The sequence below is a fragment of the Alteromonas sp. MmMcT2-2 genome, assembly GCF_022348305.1.
GTDB lineage: Bacteria > Pseudomonadota > Gammaproteobacteria > Enterobacterales > Alteromonadaceae > Alteromonas > Alteromonas macleodii.
In genome coordinates, this window is record NZ_JAKRFA010000053.1 from 1 (window position 1) to 21240 (window position 21240).

The window sequence follows — 21240 nt, forward strand, 5'->3', positions numbered from 1 at the left end:
GATCTGATCACCAAACGTCATGAATGTTCCTATCTTTTTTATCTTATTGATATCGCAATATTATTTGTGGGGATACCTCAGACTCTGACCCCATTATTTGGTGGTTATTTAACGATGGTCATCTCTTCGATGAGGTTTGTTGCACCGTCAACGTATTCCATTACCCATAACATGTAGCGGCTATCTACATGGATGGTACGGGTTGTTTTCGGGTCAAAATCCCAATCAGAATTGACGCTCTCAAACGTACCGTCAAACAACAAACCGATAAGCTCTGCTTTGGCGTTAAGCGTTGCTGAGCCTGAGTTACCGCCGGTTGAATCTAAATCCGTCAGGAAGTTCACCGGCACGCTGTTAATAGCTTCTAACTTGTAAGGTCCGTATTTCTTGTCCTCAATAAGCGTAAGCTGCTTTTTAGGAGAGTCAAAAGGTGTCTCGCCCGTGTCTTTTTCGGTAATACCTTCAAGACGAGTAAACGGCTCGTAAATTAGGCCGTCTTTTGGCGAGCCGCCCATTACATTACCGTAAGTAACGCGCAGCGTACTGTTTGCATCTGGATAAGCAAGGCTGCCCAAAGATTTTTGCCACTCAATAATGGCACTCATGTATTTAGGGCGAAGCGCGGCAGCTTTACCGCTTAGCGTTTTGCTCTTATCTTCAATAGCCATCTCGGTATCGAACAGGGCAACCGCAAGTTTAATGAACGGGTCGTTGCTATTTTCGAAATCAGCGCGGCTTGCAGTTAACCATTTCAAACGTTCTTCAGTGTTAGTCAATGAAGTCTTGTCGTAAAACGCCTTTAACTTCTTCTGAAGTGTTTTTCCGTCAGTATCACTATCAATGCCTACTGCTTTATCGAACGCGGCTACTCGGTTTTCTTCAGGCTGTTCAAGGTACATACTAATCATTTTTTGCCAAACGGCCTGATCAACGGCCGGATCAAAGCGACGCTCAATGCGCTCTACGCCTTCTTTCAGGCGAATTTGATCGCGGTCCTGAAATCCAGATTCACGTTCTGCGTCCGGCTTTTCTTTTTCGATGGCATTGCGATACAGGGTTTGAGCTGACGACAAGAGTTGTGCACGACTTAGGTTGTTGTACCAGAAGTTTTGCTTGTTCATTTGCATTTGTTGAGCACTAACCGCATCGAGATCGGCTAGTGCTTGCTTCATTTCACTCTTACCGTTTTTATCAAGCCATGCAGCTAGTTGCTCTTCACGCTCAGCGCGACGTGGAACAAGTCCAACGCGTTTAGCGCCAGAAAGCTGGCCCAACGTATTCTTGTGGAAGTTGTTAAGTCCCGCTAACAATGCTTCGTATTTGATACGCGCATCGCTGCCTTCTTCAGATGCACTTTCAATAGTTTTAATCCACGCGTCTACCAGTTCAAGGTAAGTGGGATATAACCAATCAAACGTGTACGACACTTGTGATAAACGTGCATAGCGATTAGTAGAGCCAGGGTAGCCCGCTGCCATAACAAAGTCGCCGTCTTCAAGTCCAGCTGCCGAAACTTTTAAGAAATGCTCAGGTTTAAACGGCACGTTCTCTTCACTGTAATCAGCAGGTTTACCGTCTTTACCCACATAAGCACGATAGAAAGAGAAGTCGCCCGTATGACGAGGCCACATCCAGTTATCTACATCACCACCGTATTTACCAATTGAATCAGCAGGCGCGTAGGCAATGCGCACGTCACGAATTTCCATTTGCTTAATTAGCTTATACTCAAGGCCTTGGAAAAACGAAGGCACAGAGCAGCGGAAGCCCGCTTCAGACTCACATTCTGCAATTAATGCTTTGCGGTTCGCTTCAATGAGGTCGTAGCGCTCGCGTCCTTGAACGTCATCGCTGATACCGCCAATGACGTTGTCGGTTACATCAGAAAAATCAACCGTAACGAACATGCGTGTACCCGGCGCGGCCGGCAGTTCTTCACCAATTTCTTTTGCTAGGAAACCATCTTTTAAATAGTTGTTTTCTGGGGTGCTGTTATATTGAACAGAGCCGCGCGCACAGTGGTGATTAGTAACGGCCAAGCCTTTGTCAGAGACAAACGATGCTGAACAGCCACCTAATGAAACAATCGCGCCCATAGGAAACGCGGTTAGGTCGTTAATACTACTAGCAGGGATTGCTAATCCTGTTTCTTTTAAATCGCCGGCAATTGAAGGGAGTTGTTCTGGCGTGAACATGCCTTCCTTAGCATTTACTTGCATTGCACTGCCAAGTAGCGCGGCAGAAAGACAAAATACACTTACTTTAGACATGGGTGATCCTTGTTCTTGTCGTTAATCTCATTGTTATAAGTCAGTCGTAATAAATACCAAGTTAACGTGTACGTCAACATTGTTACAGTGTAACGATTATATCCGGCTTGCCCTACTAAAAGGCGTATAGCGCACTGCGTGAATTTGTTAAAAAGTGTGACTAACCGCTACTGACAGCGTGGTTGGGGCGTTCATCGCAGAAATAGGAAGACGGGTAATTTGAAGGTAATAAAAAAGGCAGGGTGTGAACCCTGCCTTTCGAATCTTAAGTATCAATAGTTCGTACTTAAAGCACTGATACCAATGCTTTAGCAAGTGTTTCTACGTTTTCTTGGTTGATGCCCGCAATGTTCACGCGGCTAGAATCAACAAAATACACACTGTGCTTTTCACGCACTTCGCGCACTTGCTCTGGAGTAATACACAAGAACGAGAACATACCTTTTTGGTCGTTTACGAAGCTAAAGTCTTTAGGCGAGCCATTATCGTGAAGGTTTTGAACTAGCATTGCACGGAGTGATTTCATGCGATCGCGCATTTCGTTCACTTCAGATACCCACTCGTTGTTAAGGGCTTCGTCAGCTAGGATAATGTCTACCAACGCGCCGCCGTAGCTCGGTGGCATAGAGTAGATGCCACGTGCGATTGACTGAATTTGACCCTGAGCAATTTTACGGGTTGCTGAATCTTCAGTAATGATGGCAGCCAAACCAACACGTTCGCGATAAAGGCCAAAGTTCTTAGAGCAAGAAGCTGCAACGATAACCTCTGGTAGGTTTTCTACCAACAAACGCATGCCGTACGCGTCTTCTTCTAAACCTTCACCAAAACCTAGGTAAGCCACATCGATGAAAGGCAGGAATTCGCGCTCTTTCGCTACTTCTAGTACTTCATCCCATTGTGCATTAGTAAGATCAGCACCTGTAGGGTTGTGACAGCAACCGTGTAGAAGAACGATATCGCCTTTTTCAGTTTTGCGAAGGGTTTCCATCATAGCGTCAAAGCGAATGCTTGCTGACGCTTTATCGAAGTACGGGTAGGTTTCGATTTTAAGACCCGCAGAGCCGATAAGTGGAATGTGGTTCGCCCATGTTGGGTCGCTTACCCATACTTTAGCGTTGTCGTTACAACGGGCAAGTAGTTCTGAAAGAATACGCAATGCACCGCAACCACCTGGAGCTTGAACCGCTGCAACGCGGTCTGCTAATAGAACGGGGCTAGTCTTACCTAATAGCAAAGACAACATACCGTCGATAAAACCTTGGTTGCCCTGAGGCGTGATGTAGGTTTTGCTAGTTTCGGTATCTAAAAGCACTTTTTGCGCTTTTGCGACACTTGAAAGAATAGGGGTATTACCTTGCTCATCTTTATATACGCCAACACCTAAATCGATTTTGTTTGGGTTGGTGTCTTCACGAAAAGCAGCTGACAGGCCAAGAATTGGATCTGGGGCGAGATGGGGTAATACTTCAAACACGATATGTCCTCACGTTACGTTGGTATGCAAAAGATAGCAGGCTGGCATTATGCCACCGATGGTAGAAAAAACGACCCCTAAAGGTTGAAAATATTTCAATTAGTCGAGGAAAGAAAACGTAAACGAAAGTTTCATTTCAAAAACACCCTAAATTGAAAAAGAAAAAGCGCGGGTTTCTTGTGCTTCGCCTTTGTCTGAAAAGCGTCGTTCTTTCCAGGTCAGCGTATTGTTTCTATCTACTAATAGCAGTGTAGAGGTACGCGTTCCGTATTTTTCGGATTGAATAAAAATGGAAGACAACGCCTTTTCCCACTCATAGCCTACGCCCGTGTCGGGTAACAAGGCATCGTCGGCTTTATTGTCGTAACGTAAAATATCAAATAAGTCTTCATCATTAATGATGTTTTGTTTGGTGACATAATTGTTCAATGCGGTAACGCCCTGCGTGACTTTTGGCCAAGGTGTGGCAATATCCGCGTTAGACAAACCGTAGACACCAGTGTCGATAATATGGGTCGAATTGTTTACGTTGTTGTAAACCTTAAGCGAATTTATATCTCCGAATAACAGGTTGTAGCCGTTGTATCGGTGGCGCGTTTTTTCTAGCGTTGCCAAGTATTGTGATCGTGCAACAGGCTTCATTTCGACTGAGTCGTGCTTCAGCCAGTTGGCGACTAATTCACCTCGCGATACCGCATTTTTGTTGATGTTGTGTGGGTCCCTTACATTAGTAAGCGCCGCCACATATCCGTTACGCGTAACACCCATCCAGGTTCCATTAGCTTCTAAGTCTTGTCCGGCGAGCAAATGCGGGTGGCTTTTCCAGAATGAAGACGGCGCGGTTGGTCGTGCGTAAAACTCATCCCGATTCGCAGCGATGATAAGCGGGTAGTCATCTCGCATATTGTTTGCGATAAATAAAATACACATAGCTATATTAAGCCCATATTCTCTAAGAATTCAAAACGCTGTATTGTTAACAATTGCGTTACAAACCCATTTTGATTACTCTTCGCCAAATTGCGCACACTCCAACGTTTTACTCTGTTAATTAATATGCGGGTACAATATGGAAAGTAAAGCGCTTTTCGTTACGGCATTCCACTTCGAAGCCTCAGAAAATAAATTAGCAAATAGATAACCTAAGTGTAGTAAGCAGAGCATAATAATAATGACGAAAACCTCACACCCTCAAACCCACTCTAAACGGGCCAATAGTGTTAAAGTTGGAGAGCATGTCCCTCGCAAGTGGCCCAACTGGTTGTCGTCGTTTGCAGCATGGGTGCTGACAAAAAGGGGCTGGCGTGTAGAAGGTGAACTAATCAATCAGAAAAAAGCCATTTTAGCGGTGGCACCGCACACATCGAACTGGGATTTCTTTATTGGCTTGTTTGTGGTCTTCTCATTCAAGCTGAATATCAATTTCTTTGGCAAACATACTATTTTTACACCACCTTTGGGCGCTATTGTTAAAAGGCTAGGCGGCATTCCTATAGAGAGAAGTAAAGCGCATGGGGTGGTCACGTCTATAGCAAATAAGATAAAGGAAGCCGATCAATTAATACTCGCGTTAGCGCCAGAAGGTACACGAAGCCCCATTTATCCATGGAAAACAGGCTTTATGCACATTGCACGAGAAGCTGAAATTCCTATACAAGTCATTGGGTTGGACTACGCCAGAAAAATGATTGTGTTGGGGCCAATTATTCAGAAAGTGACTAACATAGATGAACAAATGCAAACTATTTATACGTTTTATGATAATGTTTGCGCAAAATATCCTAAAAACTGCATTACAAAGCCATAATCATTTCTATTGAAGTGGTAAGTACGCAACCGTATTAACTCAGAGTACTGGTGCGCGCTCGGCTCGGTCGCAAACATCTATTTTCGGAGCTTCACCCGTGACAAAATTGGGATTCACAACCCGTCAGGTTCATTCTGATCGCATGCTAAATACGCCTGAACATGGTGGTGTTCACAGCAGCACGTCTAATTCAGTTCTTTTCGAGTTTAAAGATGCGCAGGGCATCATCGATGCGTTTCAAGGTAAACGAGCTGCTCATGTTTATTCTCGTTCATCGTCACCTTCTGTGGCGGCACTGCAAAATATGCTTAATGATCTGGAAGGCGGTGTGGGTACCTTATGTTACTCAACCGGAATGGCGGCGATAAGCAGCTCGTTATTTGCTTTACTCAAAGCCGGCGACCATTTAATTGTAAGCCAATACCTATTTGGTAATACGCGAAGCTTTTTTGAAACCATTAAAGATTTTGGTGTGCAGGTTACCTACACAGATGTGACCGACATTCAGCAAGTCAAAGAAGCTTACCAGCCAAACACAAAAGGCGTTTACACCGAAACCGTAGCTAACCCTGTGACACAGGTGGCCGACCTTCACGCCATTGGTCAATTCTGCGAAGAGAAGCACATGCTGTTTATGGTTGATAACACCATGACGCCACCCCCTGTTTTTTACGCTAAAGATGTTAAAGCGTCGTTAGTGTTTTGCTCGCTGACAAAATACATTGCAGGTCACGGTAACGTTTTAGGTGGTGCTGTCATCGATACGGGTAACTATGACTGGACTAAGTTTAGTAACCTAAAACCAGCTTATCAGGTTGCAGATACTGCACAGTGGGGCATTACGCAAATCAAAAAGAAAGGTTTACGCGATTTAGGCGCTACATTGGCACCGCAATCAGCGACGGCCATTGCCCTAGGCATGGAAACCTTAGATTTACGTTTATCACGAAGTCAGCATAATGCTATGCAGTTGGCGACGTTCCTAGATAATCACCCCAAGGTATCTAAAGTCTTTTATCCAGGTCTTGCCGACCACCCTCAGCATTTCATGGCAAGGGAATACCTAAACGACGGCTACGGCGCAATTTTGAGTTTTGACCTTATCGACGGTGCTGATCCCGTGGCGTTTTTAAACGAAATGAAGTTAGTTATTTGCGCCACGCACTTAGGGGATAATCGCACCTTAGCGCTACCAGTTGCGCCTACTATTTATTTTGAGAACACGGCAGAAGAGCGTGAGTTAATGGGTATTTCCGATACCATGCTGCGTATTTCGGTAGGTATTGAAGACACTCAGGATCTGATTGCAGATTTCGACACGGCGCTAAATACCATATAGATAAAATCTTCTTGTCGAGAAACACAAAAAAGGGGCGTTTGCCCCTTTTTTTATTTTAGGTTCATTGGGTCTCAATATAATTGAAACACAATGGGTTTAGCAATTTTTTACTAGTCAAAACCTAGCGTAATTTGTCCACGAATTTCACCGCTTGGGAATGCATCTGAGTGGAAGTTAGTGTAAAGACCTCCGTCTGCCATAACATTCATTTGCTCAGCGGTTAACGTAGTATTAGCTGGCACAGACCACATACCGCTGGTTCCGGCAGTAAGTCCAATTAAAACATCACCATTTACGCCCATTTCACCCTCGTGAATGTGAGCCATGTTTGCTGTCATACCGGTAATGGTAACGCTGCCTGACAGTGCACCTGTAGATGTATTCAAAGTAAATGCACCAGCGCCGCTTGCTGTTGTAGTTACTGCAGGCACTTCTTGTAGGCCGTTTGCGATGATGCCGTACACTTCAATATTATCAGGCGTGATTTGGCCGCGAATTTCACCACCAGTATTAGCTGCTGTATGCACATTCACATAATGACCACCTGCCAGTAGTTGCGTAGCTGTGGCTTCATCTAGTGCTATGCTTCCGTCTGTCATCCAAACGCCAGCGGTGCTTTCACTTTCCACAAGTCCTACAAGTACGTCACCATTTTCACCAGCAAACCCAGTATGAATGTGCGCCATAGTCGCATTTTCAATAGTGGTTACCGCCACAAGAGAAACGTTGTTGTTTGTGGTGTCGAAGAGCGCATAGCCAGACCCCATTGCCATGGTGTCAACTGCTGGTACCTCTTGGCTGCCGCTTAGTGAGAATGTTACTACCGCAGTTGTGTCGGGAACAATCTGACCACGCACTTCACCGTTAGGGTTAGCGGTAGTGTGAACATTTAAATACCACTCACCGCTAGTCAGCGCGTCTAAGTTGCTAGGTGAAATATTAGTTTCAGCGAGAACATAAGTACCATTACCAGCATCAGTCAGTGGGAAAGCAACCGGACCATTCATACCAATGCCGCCATCGTGTACGTGTACACCAGTAACATCCGTTAAGCCTGATACCTCAACACTTACGCTAAACGCAGGTAAGTCTTCGTCAATTTCGACCACTGCAGTTGCCATAGACATAGTGGTAACGGCAGGCACTTCTTGTGACCCACTTAAGTTTACATTGTAAGTCATGTCAGCATTAAAAGCTGGTGGAGGTGGTGCTAGGCCATCAAGCAACGCTAATTGAGGTAAATCACCTTCCATCGCGCCATCTAGTGCGATAGCAGTGTAAATCTCACCATTCTCAAGCGTTAAAACGCCTGTTTCGATTGCCGCTGTTTTGGTGCCTGTTGGTGTAACCGTAACTACGTAGTCACCTTCTGCAAAACTTACGTAACCTGTTTCAACAAGCTCGCCAGTCTCATAGGCAATATCGGCAAATGCCGGGTCAACCGCATCAATTTCGCCATCTGCGGTTACGTAAATATCGACGTTACCCGCTGAAGGTGAAGCATGTACAATACGCACTTTCGCTTCTGTCGCTACGGAGCGGGGCATATCAACAAGCACATCAAGTTCTGGTGCAGCCAAAACGTTGTTTGCGATAGCGGTATAAGACATACCTACTTCTAACGTCAACTCAGCATCGTCAATTGCCACAACACTGTTGTCGCTATCGGCTACAACGTCAATAAGATAGTCACCGGCTGCAACAGACAAATAATCTGTGGTGCGCGGGAACTGTATTCCGTCCACTAATACTATTTCGTTATTTGCTACAACATCAACCGCTGGTGCGTCGCTGATACCGTGCACAACGCGGATAGCAGCACCTGCTTCTGCATCCCAAATCTTGAAGCTTCCATCACCGTCCGCGGCCAGTAATGTTACTGGTGAATCGCCGGTACCTACGTTATTAGTAGCAGCGATAAGCAAATCGGCACCGTCTGCAAGATTTACCGTACCAGAGTCGTATACAACCGTTGTCTCACCGGCCGGTGTAATACGAATTTGATAATCGCCCGCAGGTACTTGAATTAAATCGGTTGCGTCAGTAAATTCAGCAGTAACAAGCGGCTGCTCGGCAGTGATATCTGTATCTGGTGCCGTAACATAAATATCAACCATAGGTGCCATTGATGCTGCATGTACAATCTGCACTTGAGCATTACCCGCGTCAACTGCGGTTTCCATACTGGTCACTGTTAAAAGCGATAACGACTCATCGCCAACATTACCTACGGCAAAAATATCGTAGTTCATGTCAGCTTCTAAAGTAACGTCAGCTTGCAACACTTCAGCGTTCTCACCTGGAAGAATGCCTGTAACACCAATATCGTACATGCCTGTCTCAACTTCGAAGCGAGATGAAGCGACTTGGTAATCAACGCTTTCGAGATCGTTGAGTATGGCGTCGTTAGCAGTGATGTTTACCATTGGTGCGTCTGATGCTGCGTGAACAACTCGAACGTTTGCGTATTCCGGGGCGGGTGTGGGCTCTTGTACGACATCGTCGTCGTCATCCGAGCAGCCAATTAAAAACAGTGGTAATATTGAACATGCAAGGAGCGCTTTGGTCCTTCTCATATTTTGTATCCTCTTAATTGTGTTGTGGCAAACTCGGTTACGCTGAGCAAATAAGAGAAGATCAACCTCCTTGCAACATTAACGTAATGTAATGTTTTCAATAATTTCACATTTACTCTGTTCCTTGGCAGTTTGTTCTACAAAATAGAACGAAGCCTTCATGTTTTTGATATTTTCATCCCACCCGATTGCCGTAATATAGCCATATATTATCGAAACAACGAATATTGGAGTTCGGCATGAAAAAAGTACTGGCTATATTTTCCAGCCTAAATGGCAACCAAGGTAACTCTTCAAAGCTTGCAAACGAGTACCTTTCAAAAATTGAGAATGACGGTTCTGTGCACATTAACCGCGTGGATGTTGCCTCTCTAGCACTGCCTCATTTAACAGGTGAAGAAATGCAAGCGTGGATGACTGAGGCGTCTGAGCGAAATGAATCACAACAGGCATTGGCAAAAGTCTCTGATGACATTGTTGAAGCAGTAAAAGCGGCTGACGAAATTGTGCTAGCCGTGCCAATGTACAACTTTGGCATCCCATCGAGCTTAAAAGCTTACTTCGACCGTATTGCAAGAGCTGGTATAACATTTAAGTATACCGAGACAGGTCCTGTCGGATTGCTAGAAAATAAATCAGCGACTGTTTTTGCCGCGCGTGGTGGTGTGTATGCAGGTTCAGACTTTGATACGCAAACGCCGTATTTAAAACACTTTTTAAATTTTGTTGGTATCAGTGACGTTAAATTCGTTTACGCTGAAGGACTTAACATGGGCGAAGAGCAAGCAAACAAGGCTTTTTCTGAAGCAAGCGAAAAAATTATTGAACTAACCAACAACTAAACACACTAAATTAATGCAGTTAGCTAAAACGTAGGAAGTATGTTTTCAGCTAAAAGTGTGTTCCAAGTTGAGTGTGCTTGATTGCCCCGCGTGTTACGCGGGGCTTTTTTATGCGCGGCTTTTAGATTCTCGTTTGGTGTGACCTATAGGCAGCGTTGATATTCGCGGTTTTATTCGCTTTTGAGGAGTGCCTCTATGTCAGCGATAAAAGCCGGATCAGTGGGCTTTGTTGAACTAGGGTAGTGGGTTATTTGCTTACCGGAGCTGTCAATAAGGTACTTATTAAAGTTCCATGATGGCGCTTTGCCGGTGGCGGTTTTTAGCATTCTATACATAGGATCGGCGTCTTCACCTTTTACCGATATTGGTTCAAACATCGGAAACTTTACGCCATAAGTCAATTCACACAGTTCTGCCGTTTTGCCTTCATCATTATCTTCTTGGTTAAAATCGTGCGACGGGAAGCCAAGTACTACAAAATCTTTGTCTTTGTAGTCACTATAAAGGGCTTCTAAACCTTCAAATTGTGGCGTGTAGCCGCAATAGCTGGCTGTGTTCACCACTAAAAGGGTCTTTCCGGCATATTCGTTACACAAATTCACCGTTTCTTGTGAGTTGAGCTTACGCTTCATGAACTTTAGTACGCTGGGGCACTCGCTCGCAAAGCTAGGAGTCGTGAAAAAGCTGAGCGCAAGCAACGCAGGTACAAAACCTTTCGCTTTCATAGTGTTTTACCTCATCAGTGAATTTTTGTTATTTTGTTCAGGCCGACAGACCAGTTTCACAACCATAAACGCAGATGGTTTACGTTTGGTTCACTATCTCAATCGATGAACGTTAGCGTATTAGTAACTGCTCTGCGTATAATGTTAACGTTTTTTACATAACAACGACTTAAAATAATGAAAAAATACTCTTCTTTACTCATCGCGGCTAGCGTTACTTTTGCGTTGGGCGGATGTGCAAGCACTACTAACGAACCATCTAGCCAAATAGCGTCTACATCGCTTCCTGCTGCCACTGTCCAGCAAACCGTTACACCCGATGTCGCGCCTCAGAACAGCGCGAAAAATGGTGAAATTACTTTAAAGCAAATAATGTCAGACCCACAATGGATGGGCGCGCTACCCGAAGGTATGGGGTGGTCGGTCAATGGCGATAAAATTGTTTTTGAAAAAGAAAGGCAAGATAGCGCGTTAACAGATGTTTATGTTGCTGAACTCTCAAACCCTGCAAATGCCGTAAAAGCGCCATTATCAGATTTGCACAAGTATCGTTTTGACGAACGTGTAGTAAGAAATGATGGTGTAATTGCTTATTCATTTGAAGACAGTGTTTATGTGCAATTTACCAACGGTGAAACCGTGCGTATCGCGCGTGGCGGGAATGCGCTGTCAACGCTTTCATTTATGACTGATGGCCGCTTAATGGCGTTAAGCGGTAACAAATTTATTGCTATAGACCTATCTAACGGCACCCGCGAAGAATTATTGAGCTGGGAGTTTAGCGACGAACCCAAAGCGGTTGAGCCGCCTAAAGATTATATTGCCGAGCAGCAACAGTCGCTGGTGGAATACATCAAACTACAGCGCAAAAACAGACAAGAAAAAGACGACGCTCAAAAAGCGTTGGCCAAAGAAAACAGTAGTGTAGCACCTACGCCGTTTTACTTTGATAAGTCGCATCGACTAGCGGGTATTAGCGTATCACCTGCGGGTAACTTTGCAGTAGTCGCCACCACGGAAAGTAAGCCGACTCGTGATGACAGCGACATCATGCCGCATTATATCCAAGAAGACAGCCGCATTGCCGCGAAGCCGGTACGCCAACGTGTTGCAGATGCAGAATCGGTAAATCATGAACTGTGGCTGCTTAATTTGAAAACTGGCGAGAAGAGTGAACTTAAATACTTTAATTTGCCTGGATACAATGACGACGTACTTGCAGATGTAAAAGAAGAAAACGCGAAAGCCAATGGCGAGACCTATGAAGTTAATCGTTTGCCGCGCGACATTACCTTACTGCAAAGCTGGTATTGGACTAAGCCTTCGATTCGCTGGCACAAAAACGGTAACGCTGTTGCCGTTATGCTAGAAGCGTGGGACAACAAAGACCGCTGGATTGCAACGGTCGACCTAGAAAATAAAACGCTAGAAAACCAACATAGGCTTCATGACGATGCGTGGGTAAACTACCGTTTCAACGCGTTTGATTGGCTAAATGACAGCGAGACGCTTTACTATCAGTCTGAGCATACTGGTTACTCTCACTTATACGTTCAAAAGCCTGGCGAGAAGCCTGTCGCGCTAACCAGCGGCCGTTTTATTGTTGACGATTTAACGCTTTCTAGCGATGACAATTATATCTACTTTAAAGCTAACATGGAGCATCCGGGGCTTTACGAAGTTTATCGTGCAGATTTAAGTGACAATACTATCGATACCATGACTGATTTGAATGGTATGACAGACTACTCACTTAGCCCTGATGGTAAAAATTTGCTGCTAAGCCATAGCAAGGTGAATCAACCACAAGAGCTTTACGTTAAGCCAGCAAACGAAACAACAGCGGCAAAGCAAATCACGCAAAGCACCAGTGCAGATTTTAATGCACTTCCATGGGCGGTGCCTAACATCGTTGCTATTGAATCGACGCATACCGATGCACCTATTTACGCACGAGTATATTTACCGGAAAATTACGACAAGACGGCACCAAATAAAGCGGTAGTGTTTAATCACGGTGCAGGCTACTTGCAAAACGCCCACATGGGGTGGTCTGGTTACTTCCGAGAATACATGTTCCATAGCATGCTCGTGCAGCAAGGCTATGTCGTACTAGATATGGACTATCGCGCTAGTGCTGGCTACGGACGTGATTGGCGAACCGCTATTTATCGTCAAATGGGTACGCCTGAAGTGCAAGATTTGCGTGATGGTGTTAACTGGCTTGTTGAAAATGCAAATGTAGATCGTAAGCGTATTGGCACATACGGCGGTTCATACGGCGGCTTCTTAACCTTTATGTCTATGTTTACCGCGCCAGATCTGTTTGCGGCAGGTGCAGCACTTCGTCCGGTAACCGATTGGGCCCATTACAACACGCCATATACGGCAAACATACTGAATACGCCTGATATCGATCCCATCGCTTTTGAGCGTAGCTCGCCGATTTATTTTGCCGATGGACTAGAAAAGCCTTTGCTTATCAATGCGCCAATGGTTGATGACAACGTGTTTTTCCACGACACCGTGCGATTGGTACAGCGCCTTATCGAGCTTGAGAAAGAAGATTTTGAAACGGCCATTTATCCGGTAGAGCCACATGGCTTTGTGCAGCCAAGCTCTTGGCTTGATGAATACCGTCGTATATACAAGCTATTCGAAGAAAACTTATAGGCAAAACTGCGAGTGCAACCCAGTGATTAAGAGCCACTGAGTTGCTCACAGCGCGGTAGCTATTAAGGACGGAAAAAGCTTACAAAAAAGGCCCAAATTCAATGAATTCGGGCCTTTTTTAAATCTTCTTTTTTTGCTTCAGCACGTTAATCTGTTTTAACAAATCAAAATGCGCAAAAAGAGTGACGCTATATCGCTCTAGTTTCTATTTTCTTTTCGCCGTAATAAACATAAGTAAAAAGATTGCGATACCCGTAAGCGCACCAAATAAATGGGCGTCTACGGCAACTTTGGCGTCAATCAGGTTTGCAACTTGTTCGCTACTACCGTCAATTTGTTCGTATCCCACCTTGATGGCTAGACCTATAAGCAATAACCAACCCGACTTCATTTTCTCTTTTATATCAACACAGGCGCCCCATGCGAAAATACCATGTAGTGCGCCAGATAAGCCTGCGTACCATATTAGATCTGGAGAGAAGAAATAAAGCCCGACACTGGTTCCTAAGCAGCACCATACAAAAACTTTTAAGTACAAACCAATGCGATAATGTTCACCGTGTAGGGCCCACAATAGCGCCAGACCTGCTAAATTTAAAAGTAGGTGGTAGCCATTGGTATGCACGATATTGCCACTGACTATTCGCCAAGTTTCTAGACCTTGAATGGCGTACCTGTCGTAAGCCAAATAATTGCCAGACATAGGCTCGAAGAAAAACGCGACAACGGAGCATAGCGCAATAAATAAAGGACCAGCGCTATACTTAAGCGAAAACGGCAGTGACATCATCAGTGTTAGTTATTTTTGAATTTAGAATTTGCTGGCTATGATACAGAAATTGCCTACAGGGTGAAAACTGAAGTACGCCCAAAACAAAAAGACGACAGTAAAGGAGTAATTATGTCTTACATTATTACCGAAACAAATCAGCAATGCTTAACCATTACACTTAACCGAACCGATAAGAAAAATGCGTTAACACGCGACATGTATCAAGAAATGGCGAATGCCATATTAGGTGTTAAAAACGATGGCTCAACCAAAGTGGTGGTTATTAAAGGCGCGGGCGATTGTTTTACTGCAGGAAATGACATTGGAGATTTCGCACAGCAACAAGATCACGCTCAGGTGCCAGAAACAGCTGCCTTTATGCGAGCTTTGGCGGCATGTAATTTACCGGTTATTGCACAAGTTCACGGATTAGCAGTGGGCATAGGCACAACGCTTTTACTTCATTGCGATTTTGTTTACGCCACTCCAGATACCCGATTTGTTCTACCATTCATCAACTTAGGGCTTGTTCCTGAATATGCATCAAGTTATCTTTTGCCTAAGGTTGCGGGTCATATAAAGGCGGCAGAGTGGCTAATGCTGGGCGAACCCTTTACCTCTGCTGATGCTTATCAATTTGGTATTCTGACAAAAATTGTCGACGCTCACGAAATAGATCAAACGGTTCAAACTACGGTAGAGAAACTCGTCGCCAAGCCTTCATTTTCGCTTAAACAAACAAAAGCGCTATTAAAAGGTGACGGAGAGCGAACAAACCAACAAATGAACGAAGAGTTTGATATATTTTTAGAAGCGTTGGGCACAACCGCAGCTCAAGAAGCGTTTGATGCGTTTCTTAAAAAACGCCCAATAAACCCCGAAAAATTTAAATAAGAGGAAGTATTATTTTGAGACGCAGTGCTTTTTTCAGAGCTTCAGTGGTAACTCTTGCATTATCTAGCTGTTTTATTTTTGGTGCGAACGCGAAGCAAACACGTGAAGTCGGAGAACCAGAAGCGGCAACAGGCTACATAGAGAAAAAGGCATTTGAAGCCGAAGATTATATGGTTGTAGCGGCAAATCCCTATGCGTCTTGGGCGGGAAAGAATATTTTAGAAAAGGGCGGAAGTGCGATCGATGCAGCGGTGGCTGTACAATCGATGCTTTCGCTGGTTGAACCACAATCGTCAGGTATTGGTGGTGGTGCGTTTATCCTTTATTGGGATAATAAGAACAAAGTACTTCACACCTTTGACGGCCGTGAAACAGCACCGAAAGCTGTCAATTCTCATTGGTTTATTGAAGGTAATAAGCCAATGCGCTGGTTAGATGCCGTAGTAGGCGGTAAGTCAGTTGGCGTGCCTGGAGCAGTAAAAGCGCTAGAAATGGCTCAGGGCGAGTTCGGCAAGCTGCCTTGGAATACGCTGTTCGACGATACAATCAAAACGGCTGAAGACGGCTTTAAAGTATCGCCGCGTTTAGCCAAACTTGTTGCATTAGACTATCACCCTGGGCTGAAAACTTTTCCTGCAAGCTCTACTTACTTCTTCCCGGCAGGCCTGCCGTTAAAAGAAGGCACGGTAAAGAAAAATAAGAAGCTGGCTAAAACCTTAAGAGGTATTGCTGAAAAAGGCAGCGATTATTTACTGAAAGGCGAAGTTGCCGAAAAAATAGTGGAAGCGGTTAATAATGCGGAGATTAACCCTGGCCAAATGTCGTTGGAAGATTTAGCAAGCTATGAACCAGTAAAACGTGAACCCGTATGTGGCTTGTACCACGAAAAACGCATTTGCGGTATGGCACCACCTAGCTCAGGTGGCGTAAACGTTTATCAAATTCTAAAAATGTTAGAAGGTTTTAACCTTAGTCAATACGCACCGGATTCAGTAGAGTTTGCCAACCTTTATACGCAAGCAAGTGCGCTTTCATATGCCGACCGCGAGAAGTTCATTGCGGATAGCGATTTTACTAACTTGCCGTTTGCGGCCATGATTAATACCGCTTATCTTCAGCGCCGAGCCGAGAGTATTGCTGTTGATAAAGAGTGGCGCCGCAAACGCGCGGGCAATCCCTACGCCGATGCGAATGTAGCACTTGGTACGTCAATGGAGCTGCCCAATACCTCACACGTTTCTATAGTAGACAAAGAGGGCAATGCAGTATCAATGACTACCAGCATTGAATTTATGTTTGGTTCTGGGATTATGGTAGAAGGCTTCCTGCTTAATAATCAGCTTACCGACTTTTCATTTTCGCCAACCAAAAACCGTTTTCCAGTACCAAATCGCGTAGAGCCTGGTAAACGCCCTAGAAGTGCTATGAGCCCTACCATGGTGTTCGACAAAGAAGGGAACTTAGAGGTTGTTGTAGGCTCGCCGGGCGGCTCTAGAATTGTAAGCTACGTCGCTCAAACCCTAATTGGAGTTTTAGACTTTGGCTTGGATATTCAGCAGGCCATTAATCTTCCTAAAATCACTAATCGAAACGACTACACTGCGTTAGAGAAGGGCACACCAATAGCTGAGCTTGAAGAGCCGTTAAAGGCACTCGGCCATAACGTTAAAGTAGTGGATTTAAACAGCGGTCTTCATGGCATTCAGTTTAAATCAGGTAAATTAATTGGCGGCGCAGATCCTCGCAGAGAAGGCATTGCAGTAGGGCGCTAATTTGGCGTTTGCCTAGTTAAAACTAAATGCAGCAATGCGCTGTTGAGTGAGTGAAAGCGGAAGGTTAAATATCTTCCGCTTTTTTGTTTGAGGCGGACAGTAACACTCGAGAGAAGAGTTCTCTTTTATCGATTAGTTCGTGTAAGGCAATCAACCATCAAATATTAATGTAACCTTCAAGGTAAGACACCGCTTGACCAGAAATAAGCACGCGGTCACCTGCCACCTCACATTTTAATGTGCCGCCTCGTTTAGATGCCTGATAAGCCATAAGTTTTGATCGTCCAAATACTTTTGCCCAATAAGGCGCTAGCCCAGTGTGGATTGAACCGGTAACCGGGTCTTCATCACCGCCGTTCGCAGGCCAGAAGTAACGGGATACGAAGTCAAATTGCGTACCAGGCGCTGTCACTACCACATCATAGGGGGCGAGTGATTTTAGCTGCTCGCTGTCTTGAATTACGCTTAAAACGTCGTCTTCGTTAGAATAAACAGCAAAGTAAGCTTGGTTATTTTTTAATATACTTTTGGGCTTGATAGAAAGCCCTTGTAGTAACGCTTCAGGCACATCGTTGACTGGGTGAGGCATTCTATTGGGGAAGTCCATTTGAATGAATCCGTCGTCTTTCTTAACGACTTTCATCGTACCAACCGACTTGGCGAATAGAGAAATGTGCGGTAGTTGGTAATTTTCGCTAAAGATTACGAACGCGGATGCCAGCGTTGCGTGCCCACAGAAGTCGATTTCCGTCATGGGGGAAAACCAACGTATAGCAAATACGCCATTATCATCTTCAACTAAAAAGGCGGTTTCTGAAAGGTTATTTTCAGCAGCGATTTCTCGCATTTTTTCATCGCTAAGCCATTTACCCGTTATAACTACTGCAGCAGGATTGCCCTTAAACCTTACATTAGTAAATGCATCGACAACGTTAATTTTAATTTTCATTCGAACGCGCTTTTTTTATGATCGTATTTAAGTCTGGTTTAATTGGCATTGCCTTAAATGGGCTAACGTTAGCGCCACCTGTATTTCCATGAGGTACTAGCCCAAAAACAGTTTTTGTGGCAGCGCCCGCAATTCTGAAAAGTTGACCAAAAAACTCACCAATATTGCCTTGTTTCACTGCCCATAAAAGCATTTGAACGTGTACTTTTACGTGTAGCCTTGTAGACGCTTGACCAAGAACGTGGGCATTTTCCAAATGAGCGAAGGCTTCAGCCTTATTTCCGTAATTTTGCTCATTGCGGGCTAATGCCAACTCATCTTCTACATAAGGGCGAATATTGCGCGTAAAGCCTTTTGCTTTGAACATGGTGTAAGCACCTTTATTGAGGTTGATTTAAACCAAGCTCTTTTTGCATTTTCTTGGTTAACCCTAACGATACTAGTTTATAAGATGCGCTTAAATAATATTCTAATTCCTCATCTTCGTTACTGTCGCAATTGTACTGTTGTATCCATTTCATTCCACGACTAGCGAGATAGGGCGCAGGCCTATAGCCAGGCTTTTCTTCCAGAAAATAATAGTTTTGCTCAGATGTTTTAAAGGTAAAAGCAGGGTGTCCGTCCTTACTAATGCTCCCTATAGCAAAGACTTTACCACCTACTTTCCATACTTCTGAATTCCCCCACTGAACGACGTGAGTAGTGTGGGGAAGTGCTTTGCAATAGTGATTGAATTCATCAATGGTCATATGATTCTATTTATTGAAGAAGCTGACTAGTGGTTATTGTGATTAGTAAGCATCTTAATAAAGGTTTGGTTCATATCGCTACCCTCTTTTAAGAACTCGTAATTAAGCAAGTGGTCTGCCCCTTGGTAGTTTATGTGCTTACACTTATGTTTAGTGCGCGCATTCATTTTTTCACAAACTGTTTCAGCCATAGTAGGCGAGGGCCAAATTTCATCGTTTTCGCCAGTCATTAACACAACATCGGCGCTGATTTTCTGTACAGGAATATTAGCTTTACCGTTGTCTGCTCGATTTTCTAAAGATTGCGTATAGAGATCTAGCAAACCATTAACTTCACCCGACGGGTTGAAAGGAACAAACGCTAAGTCTTGCCCGTCGTAAGTCCAGCTGGAACCAGGCACTTTACTCCAATCTTTCAAAATACCTGCCCAAACAACAGAGCTAGGCGCAATAGCAACCACATTTGAAATACTTGGTTCTTTTGACGCTAGAAGAAGTGACAGTTCAGCGCCTTTCGACCAGCCAACTACAACGATGTTGTCCGGCGTGGTTTCGGGTTGTGATTTTAACCACGACATAGCCTGAATTACATATTCAAGAGGTATTCTCTCTAACTCTGGTGGTAAGCCTTCTTCCTTAAAATAAGCTAAAGCTAGGGTAGGGAATCCCGCTTCAACGATTGGACTAGCGAGCTTTTCAGGCACGCCGCCTTCGGATCCTCCAAGCACTAAAACGCCAACTTTACGTTCTTGTGACTCTGAAGAGTAATACGTAGCAACAAAACCATCATCTTCTATTTTTAGTGAGCGCGTAGAGGCTTCACACGAGAAAGAGACTAGCAAGGAAAAGAAAAAATAGATAAGTAAGGTTTGTGTTTTCATTTTTTTACCCGTTTTTTTAACATGAAATTAAGGTTGAGTACTCAACTGAAATAGCGCGCTCGATTATTCAATGGTCTTATGATTTTGTATATCGTTGCATATTTCGCAATGGATCCGCTTTTTAAAATTGTAAATGCGGCGAGCTGCAAATATAGAAATAGATATAAAAGCCCATGTAACCCCGAATTCAAGAGAGTAGGAAAAAGACTGGCCTTTAAAGTATTGAACACTGGCAAAAATAGTGGCCAGCAAGGGATATGCGACTAGGTATTGTAAAGTCCATTTTTTTATAGGCATTGTCGTTCCTTCGTAAATCTTCAAAATATAGATTTAGACTATCACTAGTGTTCATCTACATATAAGCGTTGATAAAATGCGTGTCAATTTTAACCTTAAGATTGCTCATACATTTTAATAGGCATTCCATTTTCATTTCTGAGTATTCTTTTTGATTTTTTTCTTTCTAACTCAGCTTTCCATTCTGGCTTAATCACAAGATAGTAATAAACGATAAAGCCTAGCCATGATAATAAAAACGACATCAAGAACCAGATGACCTTGTTATTACCAGAAGCCTTTTTAGATATAAGTGCTAGAACCCAAGGTAGGATATTTATTGTGAAAAAAGAGATAAAAAGTACAAGTAAAAACGATAAGTTCATAAAATATCCTTTCTTATTAAACTATCTAATAGAGAACACGGCAGCCATCTAAGATGTGAAACTCGTGTGCGAAAATTAGAATCTACGTGTCGGGATCCGTGCTTACGTATTTCAACGGCCAGTTCGAGCTTCTTACTAGTGTGCCTTCTGACCTTGGAAACATCAATGATTCTCAAACTCAGGCTTGGCGTAACTACTTTTAAAACTAAATGCATCCTGAGATTCTCCATTTTCCCGAAGATGGTCTAATTTAGTGATAGCTTCCTGAAGGGTTGGAATATGGCCCTTCGGTATCCACCAAAGCACATAAGATGCTTCGCTTAAGGGCAAAAACCACTCTTTTTTACGCTTAAGGAAATCAATGTGATGCGTCTTGAACATGAAGTTCTTAAGGGACTCTACGCTTTCCCAAACAGACATGTTAACAATGATATCTGGGTTATTTTCTACCTCTATATTAGTGGCATCGCCTGATTCGTCTTTCAAACGCCAGATAAATCCTGGACTTTGTTCAGCAATGGCGTTGATAGGGTCTAAGTTATTTACAAAGTCCGCCATTTCGGGGGACTCCAAGTTAAACCTGACTTTTCCAATATTCAATTGAGCGAGATGCATATTGTCTCCTTGACTTTTAACTTAGAGAACGCGTTTTATAAAGTTAATCTAGGTCTAGTACTTTGAAATGCCTGTCTTGGAATTAGTTTACGCATTTTCCAAATAACTTACTTTTGAATGGAGAAAACGGATAGTTAGCTCTGAGGGATCCCCACGAATTTAGCATGTAATCTTGCTCATGCAAGCTTCAGCGGTGAGTTCATCAAGCCAGCGGATCGTCTTTTTCCACTGATGCAG

At 43.9% G+C, this 21240-nt stretch carries 18 protein-coding genes; 6 read left to right on the forward strand and 12 right to left on the reverse strand.

All coding sequences use genetic code 11. From position 1 onward, the window contains the following. Positions 1-104 precede the first annotated feature (104 nt). From MHM99_RS18730 to MHM99_RS18740, 3 genes are all read right to left on the reverse strand, one after another. Complete coding sequence (locus MHM99_RS18730) at positions 105-2270, reverse strand: S46 family peptidase (RefSeq protein ID WP_049588949.1); 2166 nt, start codon at positions 2268-2270, stop codon at positions 105-107. Positions 2271-2556: 286 nt separating this feature from the next. Continuing rightward, complete coding sequence (locus MHM99_RS18735; protein WP_014949721.1) at positions 2557-3747, reverse strand: amino acid aminotransferase; 1191 nt, start codon at positions 3745-3747, stop codon at positions 2557-2559. Positions 3748-3894: 147 nt separating this feature from the next. After that, positions 3895-4677, reverse strand: coding sequence for an NRDE family protein (locus MHM99_RS18740; RefSeq protein WP_049588950.1), 783 nt, complete (start codon positions 4675-4677; stop codon positions 3895-3897). A 241-nt stretch (positions 4678-4918) separates the two neighbouring features. On the opposite strand from MHM99_RS18740, the gene MHM99_RS18745 reads away from it, so the two are divergent. Together MHM99_RS18745 and MHM99_RS18750 are read left to right on the forward strand one after the other, a co-directional pair. Continuing rightward, positions 4919-5554 carry a 1-acyl-sn-glycerol-3-phosphate acyltransferase gene (locus MHM99_RS18745; protein WP_049588951.1) on the forward strand — a complete coding sequence of 212 codons (636 nt, stop codon included), beginning with the start codon at positions 4919-4921 and terminating at the stop codon, positions 5552-5554. Positions 5555-5651: 97 nt separating this feature from the next. Next, positions 5652-6893, forward strand: coding sequence for a cystathionine gamma-synthase family protein (locus MHM99_RS18750; protein ID WP_041693510.1), 1242 nt, complete (start codon positions 5652-5654; stop codon positions 6891-6893). A 110-nt stretch (positions 6894-7003) separates the two neighbouring features. On the opposite strand, the gene MHM99_RS18755 is transcribed toward MHM99_RS18750, so the two are convergent. Then, entirely contained in the window at positions 7004-9469 is a 2466-nt protein-coding gene (locus MHM99_RS18755) for a CHRD domain-containing protein (RefSeq protein WP_049588952.1), read from the reverse strand. A gap of 239 nt (positions 9470-9708) precedes the next feature. Between MHM99_RS18755 and MHM99_RS18760 the strand changes: the two genes are divergently transcribed. Then, positions 9709-10311 carry an NAD(P)H-dependent oxidoreductase gene (locus MHM99_RS18760; protein WP_014949716.1) on the forward strand — a complete coding sequence of 201 codons (603 nt, stop codon included), beginning with the start codon at positions 9709-9711 and terminating at the stop codon, positions 10309-10311. 170 nt (positions 10312-10481) lie between these two features. Here the strand turns inward: MHM99_RS18760 and MHM99_RS18765 are convergent, their stop codons facing one another. After that, positions 10482-11036: a glutathione peroxidase gene (locus MHM99_RS18765; protein WP_014949715.1), complete on the reverse strand. Its 555-nt coding sequence runs from the start codon at positions 11034-11036 to the stop codon at positions 10482-10484. A 177-nt stretch (positions 11037-11213) separates the two neighbouring features. Between MHM99_RS18765 and MHM99_RS18770 the strand changes: the two genes are divergently transcribed. Next, positions 11214-13709, forward strand: coding sequence for a prolyl oligopeptidase family serine peptidase (locus MHM99_RS18770; protein WP_049588953.1), 2496 nt, complete (start codon positions 11214-11216; stop codon positions 13707-13709). Between the two features lie 205 nt (positions 13710-13914). On the opposite strand, the gene rrtA is transcribed toward MHM99_RS18770, so the two are convergent. After that, entirely contained in the window at positions 13915-14499 is a 585-nt protein-coding gene (rrtA, locus tag MHM99_RS18775; protein WP_014949713.1) for a rhombosortase, read from the reverse strand. Between the two features lie 111 nt (positions 14500-14610). Here rrtA and MHM99_RS18780 point away from each other — a divergent pair, with 111 nt between their 5' ends. Together MHM99_RS18780 and ggt are read left to right on the forward strand one after the other, a co-directional pair. Continuing rightward, positions 14611-15375 (forward strand): enoyl-CoA hydratase, encoded by a 765-nt coding sequence (locus MHM99_RS18780; RefSeq protein ID WP_230598867.1) that lies wholly within the window; start codon positions 14611-14613, stop codon positions 15373-15375. 14 nt (positions 15376-15389) lie between these two features. Further along, on the forward strand, positions 15390-17147 hold the full coding sequence (gene ggt / locus MHM99_RS18785) for a gamma-glutamyltransferase (protein ID WP_014976719.1): 1758 nt from the start codon (positions 15390-15392) through the stop codon (positions 17145-17147). A gap of 157 nt (positions 17148-17304) precedes the next feature. On the opposite strand, the gene MHM99_RS18790 is transcribed toward ggt, so the two are convergent. The 6 genes from MHM99_RS18790 to MHM99_RS18815 form a co-directional block, all read right to left on the reverse strand. Then, positions 17305-18096 (reverse strand): PhzF family phenazine biosynthesis protein, encoded by a 792-nt coding sequence (locus MHM99_RS18790; protein ID WP_049588955.1) that lies wholly within the window; start codon positions 18094-18096, stop codon positions 17305-17307. Then, entirely contained in the window at positions 18086-18463 is a 378-nt protein-coding gene (locus MHM99_RS18795) for a DUF3703 domain-containing protein (RefSeq protein ID WP_049588956.1), read from the reverse strand. Before MHM99_RS18795 ends, MHM99_RS18790 begins: the two co-directional genes overlap by 11 nt. A gap of 13 nt (positions 18464-18476) precedes the next feature. After that, the gene (locus MHM99_RS18800) at positions 18477-18845 is read right to left on the reverse strand and encodes an MmcQ/YjbR family DNA-binding protein (RefSeq protein ID WP_049588957.1); all 369 of its coding nucleotides are present in this window, start codon (positions 18843-18845) and stop codon (positions 18477-18479) included. A 26-nt stretch (positions 18846-18871) separates the two neighbouring features. Then, positions 18872-19726, reverse strand: a complete 855-nt coding sequence (locus MHM99_RS18805; RefSeq protein ID WP_049588958.1) for an acyl-CoA thioester hydrolase/BAAT C-terminal domain-containing protein — start codon at positions 19724-19726, stop codon at positions 18872-18874. 392 nt (positions 19727-20118) lie between these two features. After that, positions 20119-20388, reverse strand: a complete 270-nt coding sequence (locus tag MHM99_RS18810) for a hypothetical protein (protein WP_014949705.1) — start codon at positions 20386-20388, stop codon at positions 20119-20121. Between the two features lie 162 nt (positions 20389-20550). Then, entirely contained in the window at positions 20551-21003 is a 453-nt protein-coding gene (locus MHM99_RS18815) for a DUF3291 domain-containing protein (RefSeq protein WP_049588960.1), read from the reverse strand. Positions 21004-21240: the final 237 nt, after the last annotated feature.

Coding starts and splice junctions, on each gene's coding strand:
- MHM99_RS18795 (WP_049588956.1), bottom strand. CDS start 18,463: ATGTTCAAAGCAAAAGGCTTTACGCGCAATATTCGCCCTTATGTAGAA.
- MHM99_RS18745 (WP_049588951.1), top strand. CDS start 4,919: ATGACGAAAACCTCACACCCTCAAACCCACTCTAAACGGGCCAATAGT.
- MHM99_RS18810 (WP_014949705.1), bottom strand. CDS start 20,388: ATGAACTTATCGTTTTTACTTGTACTTTTTATCTCTTTTTTCACAATA.
- MHM99_RS18765 (WP_014949715.1), bottom strand. CDS start 11,036: ATGAAAGCGAAAGGTTTTGTACCTGCGTTGCTTGCGCTCAGCTTTTTC.
- MHM99_RS18755 (WP_049588952.1), bottom strand. CDS start 9,469: ATGAGAAGGACCAAAGCGCTCCTTGCATGTTCAATATTACCACTGTTT.
- MHM99_RS18740 (WP_049588950.1), bottom strand. CDS start 4,677: ATGTGTATTTTATTTATCGCAAACAATATGCGAGATGACTACCCGCTT.
- MHM99_RS18805 (WP_049588958.1), bottom strand. CDS start 19,726: ATGAAAACACAAACCTTACTTATCTATTTTTTCTTTTCCTTGCTAGTC.
- MHM99_RS18780 (WP_230598867.1), top strand. CDS start 14,611: ATGTCTTACATTATTACCGAAACAAATCAGCAATGCTTAACCATTACA.
- MHM99_RS18790 (WP_049588955.1), bottom strand. CDS start 18,096: ATGAAAATTAAAATTAACGTTGTCGATGCATTTACTAATGTAAGGTTT.
- MHM99_RS18800 (WP_049588957.1), bottom strand. CDS start 18,845: ATGACCATTGATGAATTCAATCACTATTGCAAAGCACTTCCCCACACT.
- MHM99_RS18760 (WP_014949716.1), top strand. CDS start 9,709: ATGAAAAAAGTACTGGCTATATTTTCCAGCCTAAATGGCAACCAAGGT.
- MHM99_RS18770 (WP_049588953.1), top strand. CDS start 11,214: ATGAAAAAATACTCTTCTTTACTCATCGCGGCTAGCGTTACTTTTGCG.
- MHM99_RS18730 (WP_049588949.1), bottom strand. CDS start 2,270: ATGTCTAAAGTAAGTGTATTTTGTCTTTCTGCCGCGCTACTTGGCAGT.
- rrtA (WP_014949713.1), bottom strand. CDS start 14,499: ATGATGTCACTGCCGTTTTCGCTTAAGTATAGCGCTGGTCCTTTATTT.
- MHM99_RS18815 (WP_049588960.1), bottom strand. CDS start 21,003: ATGCATCTCGCTCAATTGAATATTGGAAAAGTCAGGTTTAACTTGGAG.